Origin of the sequence: Streptomyces sp. NPDC007917, assembly GCF_042959105.1 — a bacterium.
GTDB lineage: Bacteria > Actinomycetota > Actinomycetes > Streptomycetales > Streptomycetaceae > Streptomyces.
Window position 1 is genome coordinate 1 of the sequence record NZ_JBIBKK010000002.1, and the last position, 15,895, is coordinate 15,895.

The 15,895-nt window shown below is 73.4% G+C and carries 8 protein-coding genes; 4 read left to right on the top strand and 4 right to left on the bottom strand.

Translation table 11 applies throughout. From position 1 onward, the window contains the following. Together ACFZDL_RS03220 and ACFZDL_RS03225 are read right to left on the bottom strand one after the other, a co-directional pair. A partial coding sequence (locus ACFZDL_RS03220; protein ID WP_391190229.1) for an SDR family NAD(P)-dependent oxidoreductase occupies positions 1 to 7,545 on the bottom strand: 7,545 nt, incomplete at its 3' end. A 59-nt stretch (positions 7,546 to 7,604) separates the two neighbouring features. Further along, complete coding sequence (locus ACFZDL_RS03225) at positions 7,605 to 10,520, bottom strand: AAA family ATPase (protein WP_353591103.1); 2,916 nt, start codon at positions 10,518 to 10,520, stop codon at positions 7,605 to 7,607. Between the two features lie 284 nt (positions 10,521 to 10,804). Here ACFZDL_RS03225 and ACFZDL_RS03230 point away from each other — a divergent pair, with 284 nt between their 5' ends. Genes ACFZDL_RS03230 through ACFZDL_RS03240 form a run of 3 tightly spaced genes read left to right on the top strand, consistent with a single transcriptional unit; the run spans position 10,805 to position 12,249 of the window. Beyond that, positions 10,805 to 10,945, top strand: coding sequence for a hypothetical protein (locus tag ACFZDL_RS03230; RefSeq protein WP_353591104.1), 141 nt, complete (start codon positions 10,805 to 10,807; stop codon positions 10,943 to 10,945). Next, positions 10,946 to 11,197 carry a hypothetical protein gene (locus ACFZDL_RS03235; RefSeq protein ID WP_353591105.1) on the top strand — a complete coding sequence of 84 codons (252 nt, stop codon included), beginning with the start codon at positions 10,946 to 10,948 and terminating at the stop codon, positions 11,195 to 11,197. A gap of 8 nt (positions 11,198 to 11,205) precedes the next feature. Further along, positions 11,206 to 12,249: a rhodanese-like domain-containing protein gene (locus ACFZDL_RS03240; RefSeq protein ID WP_353591106.1), complete on the top strand. Its 1,044-nt coding sequence runs from the start codon at positions 11,206 to 11,208 to the stop codon at positions 12,247 to 12,249. Between the two features lie 122 nt (positions 12,250 to 12,371). On the opposite strand, the gene ACFZDL_RS03245 is transcribed toward ACFZDL_RS03240, so the two are convergent. Both ACFZDL_RS03245 and ACFZDL_RS03250 read right to left on the bottom strand, forming a co-directional pair. Further along, complete coding sequence (locus ACFZDL_RS03245; RefSeq protein WP_353591107.1) at positions 12,372 to 13,868, bottom strand: sodium:solute symporter; 1,497 nt, start codon at positions 13,866 to 13,868, stop codon at positions 12,372 to 12,374. Then, positions 13,865 to 14,065, bottom strand: a complete 201-nt coding sequence (locus tag ACFZDL_RS03250) for a DUF3311 domain-containing protein (RefSeq protein WP_353591108.1) — start codon at positions 14,063 to 14,065, stop codon at positions 13,865 to 13,867. Before ACFZDL_RS03250 ends, ACFZDL_RS03245 begins: the two co-directional genes overlap by 4 nt. Before the next feature lie 404 nt (positions 14,066 to 14,469). Here ACFZDL_RS03250 and ACFZDL_RS03255 point away from each other — a divergent pair, with 404 nt between their 5' ends. Continuing rightward, positions 14,470 to 15,855 carry an NAD-dependent malic enzyme gene (locus tag ACFZDL_RS03255; RefSeq protein WP_353591109.1) on the top strand — a complete coding sequence of 462 codons (1,386 nt, stop codon included), beginning with the start codon at positions 14,470 to 14,472 and terminating at the stop codon, positions 15,853 to 15,855. Positions 15,856 to 15,895 lie beyond the last annotated feature (40 nt).

Here is a 15,895-nt window from a genome sequence, read left to right on the forward strand (position 1 = left end):
CCCATGCCGCATCGCCATCACCATCTTGATGACACCCGCAGCACCCGCCGCAGCCTGCGCATGCCCGATATTCGACTTCACCGACCCCAGCCAGACCGGTCGGTCATCAGGGCGTTGCTGACCGTACGTCGCCAGCAACGCCTGCGCCTCGATGGGATCCCCGAGCGTCGTCCCGGTACCGTGCCCCTCCACCGCGTCGATCTCCGGGGCCGTCAGACTCGCGGCGGCCAGCGCCTGCCGGATCACCCGCTGCTGCGACGGACCATTGGGCGCCGTCAAACCATTCGACGCCCCGTCCTGATTCACCGCACTGCCCCGCACCACCGCCAACACCCGATGCCCCAACCGCCGCGCATCCGACAACCGCTCCACCAACAACACCCCCACCCCCTCCGCCCACCCCGTACCATCCGCCCCCGCCCCGAACGCCTTGCACCGCCCATCCACCGACAACCCCCGCTGCCGCGCGAACTCCACGAAGGCACCGGGTGTTGCCATCACCGTCACCCCGCCGGCCAGGGCCATGGTGCACTCCCCCGCCCGCAGGGCCTGGCAGGCCAGGTGCAGGGCGACCAGGGACGACGAACACGCCGTGTCCACGGACACGGCGGGGCCTTCCAGGCCGAAGGTGTAGGCGATCCGGCCCGAGGCGACGCTGCCGGAGTTTCCGGTGAGGACATAGCCCTCGACCTCGGTCACGGTGTCCTGCAGCCGGGGGCCGTAGTCCGTCGGCATCACACCGGCGAAGACTCCGGTCCGGCTCCGCCGCACCGACGTGGGGTCGATGCCGGCCTGTTCGAACGCCTCCCAGGAGGTCTCCAGCAGCAGCCGCTGCTGCGGATCCATCGCCAGCGCCTCACGCGGGCTGATGCCGAAGAACGCCGCGTCGAACTTCCCGGCGTCGTGGAGGAAACCTCCGTGGCGGGTGTACGTGGTGCCCGGACGGTCCTGGTCCTGGGGGGCGTAGAGGCGGTCGAGGTCCCAGCCGCGGTCGGTGGGAAATCCGCTCATGGCGTCGGTGCCGGAGGCGACCAGATCCCACAACCCCTCGGCCGACCGCACACCCCCCGGAAACCGGCAGGCCATGCCGATGATCGCGATGGCCTCATCCGTCCCGGCCCCGCCCACCGCCTCACCCGGGGCTGCGGCGGCCGGGAAGGAGGCCGGATCGGCGCCGCCGAGGAGTCCGTCCCCGAGGTGTTGGGCGAGGGCGGCGGGAGTGGGGTGGTCGAAGACGAGCGTGGCGGGGAGCCGAAGGCCGGTCGCCTCCTTGAGGCGGTTGCGGAGCTCCACAGCCGTGAGGGAGTCGAAGCCCAGGTCGCGGAAGGCCGCCTCGGGCGCGATGGCGTCGGGGCTCGGGTGGCCGAGGACGGTGGCGGCGTGGCCGCGGACGAGGGTGAGCAGGATCTCGCTCCGCGCCGCGGGGTCGAGCCCGGCGAGCCGGGCGCGGAGGGAGGAGCGGCTATCGGGGGTCGCGGGGCGTGGCCGGTGGCCGGTGGTGGGGCGTACCAGGGCCTGGAAGAGGGGCGGTGCGGTGGTGGCCCGTAGCGCATTGGTGTCGATGCGGGCCGGGAGCAGCAGTGGTGGGCCGTCGACGAGGGCGTTGTCGAACAGCGCCAGGGCCTCGCCTGTGGCCAGTGGCCGAAGGCCGACGCGGGCCATGCGGGTGCGGTCGGCCCGGTCGAGGTGGCCGGTCATTCCGCTGGCTTCCTCCCACAGCCCCCAGGCCAGGGACACCGCGGGGAGTCCCGCCGCCCGCCGCTGGAGGGCGAGCGCGTCGAGAAAGGCGTTGGCGGCGGCGTAGTTGCCCTGCCCTGGTGAGCCCAGGACGCCCGCGGCGGACGAGAACAGCACGAACGCGGCGAGATCCGCCTGGCAGGTCAGCTCGTGCAGATGCCAGGCGGCATCGGCTTTCGCGGGCAGGACGGTGTCGAGGTGGCGCGCGGTGAGGGTGCCGAGCGTGGCGTCGTCGAGTGTGCCCGCGGCGTGGACGACGGCGGTCAACGGGTGCTCGGCGGGGATCCGCCCGAGCACCTCGGCGAGCGCGGCGCGGTCGGCGACGTCGCAGGTGGCGATGGTCGCCGTCGCACCCAACTCCTCGAGGTGAGCGATGAGTTGAGGAGCGCCCGGCGCGTCCGGGCCGCGGCGGCTGATCAGCAGCAGATGGCGCGCTCGGCCGGTGGCGGCGAGATGGCGGGCGAGCGCGGCGCCGAGGGTTCCGGTGCCGCCGGTGATGAGGACGGTGCCGTCGGGGTCAGGGGTGCGGTCCAGTGTGAGCACGTTCTTTCCGACGGTGCGGCCCTGCTGGAGTTGACGGAAGGCATCCCTGGCCTGCCGGATGTCCCAGCAGGTGAGCGGCAGCGGGGTCAGCACGCCCTCGTCGAACAGCCGCAGCACGGTGCGCAGGATCTCCCCGATGCGCTCGGGTCCGGCCTCCATCAGGTCGTACGCCCGGTAGGCGACGCCGGGGTACGCGCGCGCCACCTCCTCCGGATCGCGGAGGTCGGTCTTGCCCATTTCCAGGAACCGGCCGCCGTCGCAGGTCAGCAGGCGCAGGGAGGCGTCGACGTACTCATGGGCCAGGGAGTTGAGGACGACATCGATGTTCCGGTCGGCGAACCGGCTTTCGAAGTCGAGGGTGCGGGACGAGGCGATGCGCTCCGGGGGAATGCCGTGGGCGCGCAGGGTGTCCCATTTTCCGGGGCTCGCGGTGGCGTGGACCTCGGCGCCGAGGTGGCGGGCCAGTTGGACGGCGGCCAGTCCCACTCCGCCGGCCGCGGCGTGCACCAGCACCGACTCGCCCGGGCGCAGTCCCGCCAGGTCCACCAGCCCGTAGTAGGCGGTGGCGAAGACGACGGGGACGGCGGCGGCCTGGGCGAAGGACCAGTGATCGGGGACGCGGATCACGGTGGCCCGGTCGGCGACCGCGAACGGGCCGAACGCGTCCGCGAACACGCCCGTCACCCGGTCTCCGGGCGCCAGGTCGGCCACTTCCGGCCCGACTTCGAGCACCACCCCGGCGCCCTCGCTGCCCAGTCCCCGCTGCCCGGGGACCATCCCCAGGGCCACCAGGACGTCGCGGAAGTTCAGGCCGGCCGCGCGCACCTCGATCCGCACCTGGCGCGGTGCCAGCGGTTCGGTGGCGGCCGGGGACGCCACCGGCGCGAGCCCCTGGAGTGTGCCCGGTTCGACGCTGTCGAGCCGCCAGCCACCGCTCCCCCGCGCGGGCGTGGGCAGGGCGTCTCCCTGGGGGTGAGCGCGAACCAGCCGGGCCACCTTCGGGTGGCCGCCCCGGATGGCCACCTGCGGTTCGCCCAGTGCGACCGCCGGTGGCAGCGCCGCCCGCGACTCCAGGGACGGGTCCAGGTCCACCAGGAGGATGCGCTCGGGTTCCTCGGCCTGGGCGGATCGCACCAGTCCGCAGATCGCCGCGCCCGCCAGGTCCGTGACTCCCTCAGCCGGTCCGGTCGCCACCGCGCCGCAGGTGACGACGGCCAGCCGCACCCCGGCCAGCCGCGTTTCGCCGAGCCAGCCCTGAAGCAGGTCCAGGGCTTGTCGGGTGCGGGTGTGGACGTCGGTGACCGTCGTGTCATCGGGCCCGGCGGCGGCCGGAGGGCAGCCCACGAACACCAGGTCCGGGGGCGGGTCGCCCGCGTCCAGGGCCGCCGTCAGTGCGGCGAGGTCGGGGTATCGCCGCACGGGTTCCGCTGACGCCGGCTCCAGCGCGGCGGCCCATCCGGGGGTGGTGTGGCCGAGCACGGCGCACCGCCCGAGGGCCGTCGTCGGGGGCTCGGGCGCGGCGGCCCACTCCAGGGCGTAGAGGGTGTCGCCCGCCTGGCCGCCGAGGGCCCGTAGGTCCTTCATGGCCACTGGCCGCAGCGTGAGCGCTTCGGCCGAGGCCACCGGTGTGCCCGTCTCGTCGGCCACGTCCACGGCGACCGTGTCCGGGCCGTGTGGCCGCAGCCGTACGCGCAGGGTCGGCGTGCCCGGGGTGCGCAGGCGGACGCCGCGCCAGGCGAACGGCAGCCGTCCGTGTTCCGGTGGGTTGTCCTCCTGCCGGCCGCCGGCGAGCGCCAGGGGGTGCAGTGCGGCGTCGAGGAGGGCGGGGTGGAGGCAGAAGCGTGGCGCGTCGGCGGCCACCTGGTCGGGGAGCCGCACCTCGGCGTAGGTCTCCTCGCCGTGCCGCCAGGCGGCGCGCAGCCCCTGGAAGGCGGGGCCGTAGCCGAAGTCGGCGGCGGCCAGCCTGTCGTAGAGGCCGCTGATGTCCACGGGTTCCGCGCCCGGCGGAGGCCATGCCGCCGCCAGGGGCGCGGCGCCGTCGGTGCCGTCGGGCGCGCTCCGCGCCGCCAGTGTGCCGGTCGCGTGCCGGGTCCACGCGCCCTGGGCCGCCCCCTCCCGCGCTGGGTCGTCGTCGCGCTGTGCGTAGACGCTCAGTGCGCGGCGGCCGGTCTCGTCCGGCGCGCCGACGGCCACTTGCAGTGCCACGCCGCCGCTGTCGGGCAGGGCGAGTGGGGTGTGCAGGGTGAGCTCCTCCAGCCGGGGACAGCCGAGGTGTTCGCCGACGTGCGCGGCCAGTTCCACGTACGCGGTGCCCGGCAGCAGGACGGTGCCGGCGACCACGTGGTCGGCGAGCCAGGGGTGGGTGTGCGGGGCGAGCCGACCGGTGAGCAGATGTCCGTCGCCCTCGGCGAGTCCGACCGCCGCGCCGAGCAGCGGGTGTCCGACCGGGGCCAGTCCCGCGGCCGTCACGTCCCCGGTGGTCGCCGGGGCGTCCAGCCAGTAGCGGCGGCGCTGGAAGGCGTAGGTGGGCAGGTCGGCGTGGGTCGCCGCGGGGGCGATCGCCCGGTAGTGGCGGTCCCAGGCCACGGGCAGGCCACGGGTGTGGGCGAGGGCGAACGAGGTCAGGATGCGGCGGGCGTCGTCCTCACCGCGGCGCAGGGAGCCGACGACGGTGGCCGCGGCGCCGTCGGCCTCGGTGGTGTCCTGGATGGCGGGGGTGAGGGTGGGGTGCGGGCCGACCTCGATGTAGGTGCGGTAGCCGGCGGCGCCGAGGGCGCGGACCGCGTCGGCGAGGCGTACGGGCTGTCGCAGATTGCGGTACCAGTAGCGGGCGTCGAGTCCGGTGGTGTCGGCCCATTGGTTGTCCACGGTGGAGTAGAAGGGGATGTCGGCGGCCCGTGGGGAGATCCCCCGCAACAGGCTCGACAGCTCCTGCTCCACGGCTTCGATGTGCGGGCAGTGGGAGGCGTAGTCGACCGGAATCCGCTTCGCGTCGATGCCCTGGTCCCGGTAGTGTTCCAGCGCCTGGGCGAGAGCTTCCGCGTCGCCGGAGATCACCGCGGCCGCGGGGGCGTTGACGGCGGCCACCCACAGCCGGTCCGGCCATGCGGTCCGCAGCAGCCCGGTGACCTCGTCCGCCGGCAGGGGTACGGAGGCCATGCCGCCCGAACCGCGCAGGGTCTGCAGGGCCCGGCTGCGCAGGGCGACGACCTTCGCGGCGTCGTCCAGGGTCAGTGCGCCGCACACGTGGGCGGCGGCGATCTCGCCCTGGGAGTGGCCGAGTACGGCGTCCGGTTCGACGCCGTACGAGCGCCACAGCCGCGCCAGCGACACCATCACCGAGAACAGCATCGGCTGGACGACATCGGCCCGCTCCCACACCGGGTCCCCGGGACCCCGGCGCAGGACGTCGAGCAGCGACCAGTCGGCATACGGCGCCAACGCCGCCTCGCACTCGGCCATCCGCTCGGCGAAGAGGGACGAGGTCTCCAGCAGCCGCAGCCCCATGCCGGCCCATTGGCCGCCCTGTCCGGGGAAGACGAACACCACCCCCGCACCGCTCCCGGCCGCCGCCACGCCCCGTACGACCGCGCCGTCGTCAGGCTCGCCCCCGGCCAGGGCGTCCAGTCCGCGCAGCAGGGTTTCCCGGTCGGAGCCGAGGACGACGGCGCGGTGTGCGAGGTCCGACCGGCCGAAGACCAGGGTGTGGCCGATGTCGGCGGGGCGCAGCCGCTCGTCGGCCGCCACGAAGCGGCGCAGTTCCCCCGCCTGGGCCCGCAGCGCTTCGGGCGTCGCGCCCGACACGGGCCAGGGCAGCGGCCCCGCCACGGCGTGGCCGGGCGCGTCGTGCGGTGCTGTGCTGTCGTCGGTTTCCGTGTGCGGCGCCGCCTCGAGGATCACATGGGCGTTGGTGCCGCTCACCCCGAAGGAGGACACCGCGGTGCGGCGGGGCCGGCCGCACTCCGGCCAGACCACCGGCTGTGTCAGCAGCCGTACGGCGCCCGAGTCCCAGTCGACGTGCGGGGACGGCTCGTTGGCGTGCAGCGTGGGCGGCAGTGTCCCACGCCGCATGGCCATCACCATCTTGATGACCCCTCCCACGCCGGCGGCCGCCTGCGCGTGGCCGACGTTGGACTTCATCGAGCCGAGCCACAGCGGCCGGTCCGCGGGCCGGTCCTGACCGTAGGTCGCCAGCAGGGCCTGTGCCTCGATGGGATCGCCGAGCCTGGTGCCCGTGCCGTGTCCCTCCACCGCGTCGACCTCGGACGCGGACACTCCGGCGCTCGCCAGCGCCTGCCGGATGACCCGCTGCTGCGCGGGGCCGTTGGGGGCGGTGAGGCCGTTGCTCGCGCCGTCCTGGTTGACCGCGCTGCCGCGCACCACCGCCAGCACCCGGTGGCCGAGCCGCCGTGCGTCCGTGAGCCGCTCCACCAGCAGCATCCCGGCGCCCTCTGCCCAGCCGGTGCCGTCGGCCCCCGCCCCGTACGCCTTGCAGCGGCCGTCCGCCGCCAGGGCGCGCTGCCGGGAGTACTCGACGAACAGCGCGGGGGTGGACATCACCGTCACCCCGCCCGCCAGGGCCAGTGAGCACTCGCCGGCCCGGAGCGCCTGGCAGGCCAGGTGCAGGGCGACCAGCGAGGAGGAGCAGGCGGTGTCCACGGTCACGGCCGGGCCTTCGAGGCCGAGGGTGTAGGCGACCCGGCCGGACGCCACGCCGCCGCCGCTGCCGTTGCCGACATAGCCCTCGAAGCCTTCGGGGACGGTGTGCAGCCGGGAGCCGTAGTCGTGGTACATCACGCCCGCGAACACCCCGGTCCTGCTGCCGCGCACCGAGGCGGGGTCGATCCCGGCCCGCTCGAACGCCTCCCAGGAGGTCTCCAGCAGCAGCCGCTGCTGCGGGTCCATCGCCAGCGCCTCGCGTGGGCTGATCCCGAAGAATCCGGGGTCGAACTCGGCGGCGTGGTGGAGGAAACCGCCGTGCCGGGTGTAGGAGGTGCCGGCCCGGTCCGGGTCGGGGTCGTACAGCCGCTCCACGTCCCAGCCCCGGTCGTCGGGGAAGGTGCCGATGGCGTCCCGGCCGGCGGCCACCAGCTCCCACAGGTCCTCCGCCGATCCCACCCCGCCCGGGTAGCGGCAGGCCATGCCGATGATGGCGATGGGTTCCCGCGCCGCCGTGGTGAGCCGGTGGACCTGTTCCCTCAGCCGCTCGTTGGTCTTGAGGGACGCCCGCAGCGCCTCGATCACCTTGTCGTGGCCAGCGGCCATCGGCATCTCCAACCTGTGGACCGCCGTGGGCGTCACGGACGGTGCGTTCGGACGGCTCGTCAGAGCGAGGACAGCTCTCTGCGGTCCGTCGCCGGTGTGCCCACCGGACCGATCAGACTCTTCGGCAGTTGCTGGCGGCGGCTGATGCGCAGCTTGCGGTACACCCGTGTCAGATGCTGCTCGACCGTGCTCATCGTCACGCACAGCTGCAGCGCTATCTCACGGTTCGAGTTGCCGTTCGCGGCGAGGATGGCCACGCGCATTTCCGACTCGCTCAGCCCCGCTCCCTGGTCACGGCCGGGGAGGTCGGGCCGGTCCCCGCCGTACATCGCCTGCCAGGGCAGAATGGCGTCGCACAGCGCTCTGGCGCCGCACTCCTCGGCGATCCGCCACGCCCTGCGCCGCACGTAGTTGGCCCGGACCGACTCGCCGACGCTCCGGTAGGCGGCCCCCAAGTCGGCGAGCGCCCGGGCGAGTTCGAGCCGGTCCCCGCACTGCTGCAGCACCTCGACGGCCTGGGTGAGCAGATGCGGGCGCTCCGGCACGGCGGCGACCCGGGCCCGGAGCCGAAGCGAGACGCCCCGGGTGTGCGGATCGCTCCACAGGCGGGCGCAGGACAGCTGTTCCGTGATCATCCGCGCCGCCCTGGGACGCTCGCCGAGGCGCAGGAACGCCTGGGCGGTGTCGGCGCGCCAGGGCAGCACGGCGGGGTGGTCCAGGCCCCAGCGCTGTGCCATGCGGCCGGCGGTCAGGAAGTCGCCGAGCGCGGCACGGGAGTGGTCGGTGGCCAGGTGGTAGTGGCCGCGGGCGCGCAGGTACGCCAGGCCGTACACGCTCTGGAACAGCGCGCCCGGCACCGGGTGGTGCAGCACACGGGTCGCGTCGTCGTACCGGCCCATGGCGGTGTAGGCATGGACCTGGCAGGCGAGCGGACCTCCGACGAGCACGCTGCCGCCGCGGCCGGGCAGACAGGCCAGGGCCTGCCGGGCGCACTCCTCGGCGTCCGCCAGAACGCCCTTGCGCAGGGCGATCTCGGCGAGGATGGCGAGGAACTCGGCCCGCCAGCCGGGCGAGCGCCGGGCTGTCGCCTCCTTGAGCAGCCGGTGGCACCACTCGTCGGCGTCGGCCGTCCGCCCGGCCCGCAGCAGGGTCCGTACGGCGCCCGCCACCACCGCCAGCGTGCCGTCGAGCAGCGGGCAGGCGCGCAGCCGCCGTTCGGCCTCGTCCGCGGCGGCCTCGCTGGTGCCGGGGCTGGGGATGCCCCAGATGGCGGCGGCCGTGCCGGGGCCGGGGGGCTCGTCCCAGGGCTCGCGCGGCGGGGCGGTCTCGGGCCAGGGCCGCGGCCTGCTCTCCTCGGGCGCGATGGGCCAGGGGCAGGGGTGCACCACCGACGGCCGCGCCGCGCCAGGGTCCGGGCCGGGGCCGCCCAGCGAGTGGTCGGCCGGCTGCAGCCGGGCCCGTGTCCGGCTCGCCTCCTCCAGTCGGCCGCAGCTGATCAGCAGCCGTACGAGCAGCGTCGCGTCTTCACCCGTCGGCGCGCCGGTGTGCAGGTCGGCGAGCGTGTCGCCGAGGTGGTGTTCGGCAGCGGAGGGGTTGAGCCGCCAGGTGGCGGCGGCCAGCGCGATCCGGGTCGCGGCCCTCTGGGGCGGCTCCTGGCAGGCGCGGCAGGCGAGGTCCAGATACCGGATCGCCGCGGGCGCGTCGTCGTCGACCAGGGCCTGGGTGGCGGCGTCGCGAAGCACGGGAACCGCCCAGGAGGGGACCGTGGGCTGGGCGGCCAACAGGTGGTCGCCGACCTCGGTGGCCCCGGCGCCCTGCTCGTGCAGCAGCAGGGCGCTGCGCTCGTGCAGCAACCGCCGGTCGGCGGCGTCCAGATGGTCCAGCGCGGCCGCCGCGGCGACCGGGTGCCGGTAGCGGTGTCCACCCGTCAATCCGCTCAGCTCCAGCACCTGGAGGGCGTGCTCGACCGCCGCCGCGTCCCGTCCCAGCAGCCGGCTCAGCAGCGCGGGTGTGGCGGACGGCCCGAGTACGGCCAGCGCGCCGGCGACCTCCCGCAGGGGCGCGCCGATGCGGACCAGGCAGGCCACCACCGCCTGGTGGAAGGGTCCTCCTACGGTGGGCCGCGGCACCCGGCTCCCGGTGTCCGGCGCCGGCCACCGATCCTGCAGCAGGGCCCGCAGCAGCAGGGGGTTGCCGCCGGTCAGTAGGTGGCACTCGGCGCCGAGGCGGCCGTCCACCGGCTGGTTGCCGAGCGTGGCGGCCAGGTGGGCCGTGCCTTCGGGACTGAGCGGGTCGAGCGTGATGCGGCGGAAGCCGGGGTGGCGCAGCAGTTCGGCGCCGAGCAGCGGGTCGCCGCCGCGGCCGTACGGGTGCTCCGTACCGCGGGGGCGCTCTGTACCGCACGGGGTCTCCGTGCCGTACGAGCGCTCCATGCCGTACGGGGCCTCCGTGCCGCACGAGCGGTCCATGCCGTACGGGGCCTCCGTGCCGCACGAGCGCTCCATGCCGTACGGGGCCTCCGTGCCGATCAGCAGGATCCTGGCCGAGCGGGCGTGGTGGGCGACGTGCAGCAGCTGCCGGAGCGACGCCTGGTCCGCGTGGTGCAGATCGTCGACCGCGATCACCAGCGGTGCGGACGCGGAGAGCGCGCACAGCGCCTCGCACAGCCGCTCCGCGGCCCGGGGCCCGTCCTGTGCGAGGGCGAGCCGTAGCCGCCGGCTGGTCCGGTCCGGCAGCGCCGGGTGCTCGGCCAGCCGTCGTACGAGCCCGAGAGGGGTGGCGCTCTCACCGGGCAGACCGGGCGCGTCGAGGACCACGGCACCGGATTCGGCCGCGAGCCCCAGGAATCGCTTCAGGAATTCACTCTTGCCGCACCCCGGCCCGCCCTCGGCGACCAACAGCCGGAAATCGCCTGCCGCACACTCATGAAGCGTCGCCTCCGCCAGCTCTATGTGAGCGCTCCGGTCAATGAGCATGGCCCTCCAGGACTCATGTCACGGATCATGACTGGTTCCGGACCGCAGTCTGTGCGGGTTCGCTCGAGTCCCGGCGGAATCGCCCTCGTGCGGCGGCGGGGCTCCCGCCGCCGAAGGCCGATGATCCGCACCATCGGCCGCCCGCTCGGCATATGAGCGGCCCCGGGCGGAGTTGACTGGCCAGGCTTCGGGAGTTGTCCTGGATATGGAAGCACTCGCCGCGACTGAGCGCGCTCCTGACGTCACGAAGGGTCTTCGTCCGCCGGGATGAGATGGAGGCGGCGATGAGCCATGAGCACTCACGGGCTGAGGTGGAGGCGCCGCCCGGGCGGGTCACCGAAGCGAGGCTGCGGCTGTCGGTGACACCGCCCGAAGATCTGGAAGTCGTCCGGCTCGCCACGCCCAGCCTGGGGAATCGCAGCTAATTGATCGCGGATGGCGCGGTCGCGGTCGCGGTGGACCCCCAGCGTGATGTCGAGCGGATCACCGCCGTGCTCGATGCGCGAGCATGGCGATTGGGCGCGGTGGTGGAGACCCATGTGCACAACGACTACGTCACGGGCGGTCTGGAGCTGGCCCGCCACTCGGACGCGGTCTACGTGGTGCCGGCCGGCCCGAGCTGGGCTTCGACGCCCTACGGGCGGGCGACGGGGACGAGATCCCGGCCGGGGAGCTGAGGATCCAGGTGATCGCCACGCCCGGGCACACCGACCACCACCTGGCGTACGCGTTCGCGCTCGGCGGCGGGGTGCCACGGCTCGTGTGCACCGGGGGGTCGGTGCTGTACGGGACGACCGGGCGCACCGACCTGATGGGGGCGGGGCGGGCCGGGCCGCTGGCCCGTCGGCAGTACCGGTCGGCCCGCCGTCTGGCCGAGGTGCTGCCCGATGACACCGTGGTCCTGCCGACCCATGGCTTCGGGAGCTTCTGCGCGGCGGCGACGGCCGGCGCGGTCGGGCGTTCGACGATCGGCCGCGAACGTGCCACCAATCCCGTCTTCACGCTGGACGAGGACGCCTTCGTCTCCAGCGCCCTGTCCGGCCTCGAGCCCTACCCCGCGTACTACCGCCGGATGGCCACGATCAATGCCACGGGGCCGACACCCGTGGCCGACCTCGGCGCGCCCCGCTCCGCGAGCCGGACCGAGCCGGCCACCCGGGTCGCCGCGGGCGAGTGGGTGGTGGATGTGCGGCCGCGGGCGGATTTCGCGGATACGCATCTGCGGGGCACGGTGAACATCGACGCCCGCGGAGCCTTCGCCACCTACCTGGGCTGGCTGGTGCCGTTCGACGCCCCGCTCACCTTGCTGGCGGCCGACGGGGAAGAGCTGGAAGCCGCCAGGACGGAGCTCCTGCGGATCGGCTTCGACCATCCCGCGGCCGTCGCCGCCGGAAGCCCGCTGGAATGGGCGGGCCCCCGGCGGCCGGCCTCCTACCCGCGCGCGGACTTCACCACCCTGGGCGCCGCCCTCGCCGGGCGGCCGGTGGAAGTCCTGGACGTCAGGAGCGGTGGCGAGTGGCGTCGCGGACACCTGCCCGGCGCCCGGCACATACCGCTGCCCGAACTGCCCGGCACCCTGTCCGAACTGCCGGACGCCGAGATCTGGGTGCACTGCCACAGCGGCTTCAGGGCTGCGATCGCGGCCTCCCTGCTGGCCGCCGCGGGCCACCGGGTCGTACTCGTCGACGACGCCTTCGAGCACGCCGGGCCCATGACGCGAGGGCTGTAGGGCCGCACTCCCCCGCCGCGGGCCGGTACGGACGGCGGCCGCATGGACGGCGACCGCATGGACGGCGGGAGCCGACGGGCCGGGACCGCCCGTAGGGGTCCCGGCCCGAGGGGCGGCTCGGGTCAGCCGGTGCCGGCCGTGGCTTCGGATTCGGGCCGCAGCCGGACGGCGGTGGCCGGGCTCGCGGCGCGGGTGACGGCGGAGACGGCGACCATCGCCACGGTGTTGAGGACGAGGGCGATGACGCCGACGTTGAGGTCCTTCACCGCCTGGGGGAGCCCCGGCAGCAGGCTGCCCACCGTGACACCGGAGAGAGTGACGACGGCGACCGTGGTGACGCCGACGACGATGCCCGCGGCCGCGCCCTGTTTGGTGACGAGCTGCCGGGGGGCGAGGCTCGCCAGCAGGGCGGGGAAGAGCTGGGTGACCAGTGCGTAGCCCATGAGCAGCAGCGAGACGATCGAGCTGCCGCCGTTGAAGGTGAAGTAGAGGGAGATCAGGGCGAGGGCCGGTACGAGCAGCTGCGCGAGACGGCCGATGTGCTTCTCGCTGGTGTGGGGGCGCGCGAGGCGGTAGACGTTCTTCGCCAGACAGGTCGCGGAGGTCATCAGCAGCAGGGACCCGGGGACCAGGGCGGTGAGCAGTCCGGCGCCACCGACGATGCCGACGAACCACGAGGGGAAGGTGGCGGTGGTGATGCGCAGCAGGGACAGGTCGGCGTCGGCGCCCTTGAGGCCGGGCACGACCAGGATGGCGGTGAAGCCGACGAAGAAGACGAAGAGCAGGATGAGCTGGTAGAGCGGCATGAAGATGGCGTTGCGGCGGAAGACGCGTTCGTTCTGGGCCGTGTAGGAGGCGCTGAAGGTGTGCGGCCACATGTAGAAGCCGACCGCGGACAGCAGCACGGTGGACGCGAACCACGATGTGCTCATGCCGCTCGAGGGCAGGGTGAGGGTCTGGGGGTGGGCGTGGTCGACCGCCCGGAACATCTCCCCGATGCCGCCGTAGTAGTGGATCGGCAGGTAGATGCCCAGGATGAGGACGACCGCGAGGATGGCGACGTCCTTGAGCACCGAGGTCCAGGCCGAGCCGTGGATGCCCGAGATCGTCACGTAGAGGGTCAGCGCCACCGTGCCGATGACGATGGCCCAGTGGGAGGAGATGCGGCCGTCGGAGGAGACGGACACGATGATCCCGAGCCCCTTCAGCTGCAGCACGAGGTAGGGCACCATCGCGACGACTCCGACGAGGGCCACCAGCGCGCCGAGCAGCGGGCTGTTGAATTTGGCGACGAAGAAGTCGGACTGCGAGATCAGCCGGTGCTGCTTGGCGTAGCGCCACACGGCGGGCAGCAGCCAGTACGACAGGACGTAGGCCAGTGAGGCGTAACAGAGGATGTAGTAGGCGGGTGCGCCCTTGCCGTAGGCCCATCCCGAGGCGCCCAGGAAGGTGAAGGTCGTGTAGATCTCGCCGGCCAGCAGCAGGAAGACGAAGACCGTTCCGAAGCCGCGGCCGCCCACGGACCACTGTTCGAGATCCATGTCCCTGCCGCGGCGGGCGCGCAGTCCCAGGCCCAGGGCCGCGAGGAGGAAGACGAAGATGATGGCGAGGGCGATCATGAGCTCTGCTCCTCCCGGTTCGCCGGGTCCAGGCGGTAGATGACGGCCATGGTCACCGAGATCAGCACGACCCACATGACCAGCCAGAAGAGGATGAACGGCATACCGAGGACGTAGGGCGTCACCCGGTTCGCAAAGAAGATCCCGCCGAGGATCCCGAGGAACGGGATCGCGCCGAGCAGATGGATGGGTTTCACGTCGAGAACCTCCTGGGCCGGGCCGTACACCGCTTTGGGGGCGAGGCCGTCTGGGGTGGTGTCACGTCTCGCGCGGTGCCGCCGGGACGCCGCGCATGGCCATGCCTCGCCAACGGGCGAGACGAGACTTTTTTTCACCATGCGGAAACAATTTTTCAATTGGCAGATGTATAGGTCCACCACAGGGGCCTGTCAAGGCTTTTCACGTCGCCGACGCACTCTGTCACCCGGACCTCCTCACCGCACCAAGGAGTCGGCGCCACCCAGGACGAGACCACCAGCAAGGGGCGGCGGGCGGGAGCACACAAGGGGGGTTGTTATTCCGCAATGCAGAAAATAATATCCGCATCGCAGAAGCCCTCCCGGCTCCTTGCCGGGCCCTCCCGCCCCTGCGAGGTCAGCGCATGCCCATACCAAGTCCCGGATACGCCATCACCCTCCGTGTGGAGGCTCCCGCGGTGGCCACCTCCACCTCACGGCTGGCCGAGGCGGTGGGTGACGCCGCGGGCTCGCTCACCGCCCTGGACGTCGTCGAGACGAGCGCCGACCGCATCGTCGTGGCCCTCACCTGCGACGCCGTCGACGGCGCACACGCCCAGGCCATCACCGAAGCGGTCAAGGCACTGGACGGCGTGTGTGTGCAGGAGGTGAGCGACCGCACGTTCCTCATGCACCTCGGTGGCAAGCTCGAGGTCACGCCACGGGCCGAGCTGCGCCACCGCGACGACCTCTCCCGCGCCTACACACCGGGGGTGGCACGGGTCTGCCAGGCCATCGCCGACCGCCCCGAGGAGGCCCGACGCCTCACGGTCAAAGGCAACACCGTGGCCGTGGTGACCGACGGCTCGGCCGTCCTCGGCCTGGGCGACCTCGGTCCGGCGGCCGCCCTGCCGGTCATGGAGGGCAAGGCGGCCCTGTTCAAGCGGTTCGCCGATGTGGACGCCTGGCCGGTGTGTCTGGACACCCAGGACACCGACGAGATCGTCCGGACGGTCGAACTCCTCGCCCCGGTCTACGGCGGCATCAACCTCGAGGACATCTCCGCACCGCGCTGCTTCGAGATCGAACGACGGCTGCGCGACCGGCTCGCCATCCCGGTGTTCCACGACGACCAGCACGGCACCGCGGTCGTCGTCCTGGCCGCGCTCACCAACGCCCTGCGCGTCGTGGGGAAGAAGCTCGCCGACGTCACGATCGTCGTCAGCGGGGTGGGAGCCGCGGGGTCCGCCATCATCCGGCTGCTGACCGCGGAGGGAGCGGGTGACATCATCGCCTGTGACCGCGGCGGAGCCGTCCATCCCGGACGGGCCGGGCTCGACGAGAACCGCGTGTGGATCGCGGAGCACACCAACCGCCGCAACCGCTCCGGCGCCCTGTCCGAGGCCCTGAAGGACGCGGACGTCGTCATCGGCGTGTCCGCTCCGAACATTCTGACCGGCCCCGACATCGCCCGTATGGCGCTGGACCCTGTCGTCTTCGCCCTGTCCAATCCCGACCCAGAGGTCGACCCCGTCGAGGCGCGGCGCCATGCGGCCGTCGTCGCCACCGGCCGCAGCGACTTCCCCAACCAGATCAACAACGTCCTGGCCTTCCCCGGAATCTTCCGTGGACTGCTCGACGCGGGCGCCCGCGAGATCACCGACGGCATGCTCATCGCCGCGGCGCGCGCCATCGCCGACACAGTGGCCGCCGACGCGCTGAGCCCGGGTTTCATCGTCCCCAGCGTCTTCGACCCCGCCGTCGCGCCCGCCGTCGCCGCCGCGGTGCGCGGCGCCGCCACCCCCGGCTGAACCATCGCGGCCGGCGCCACCACGTACGACCCCACGATCC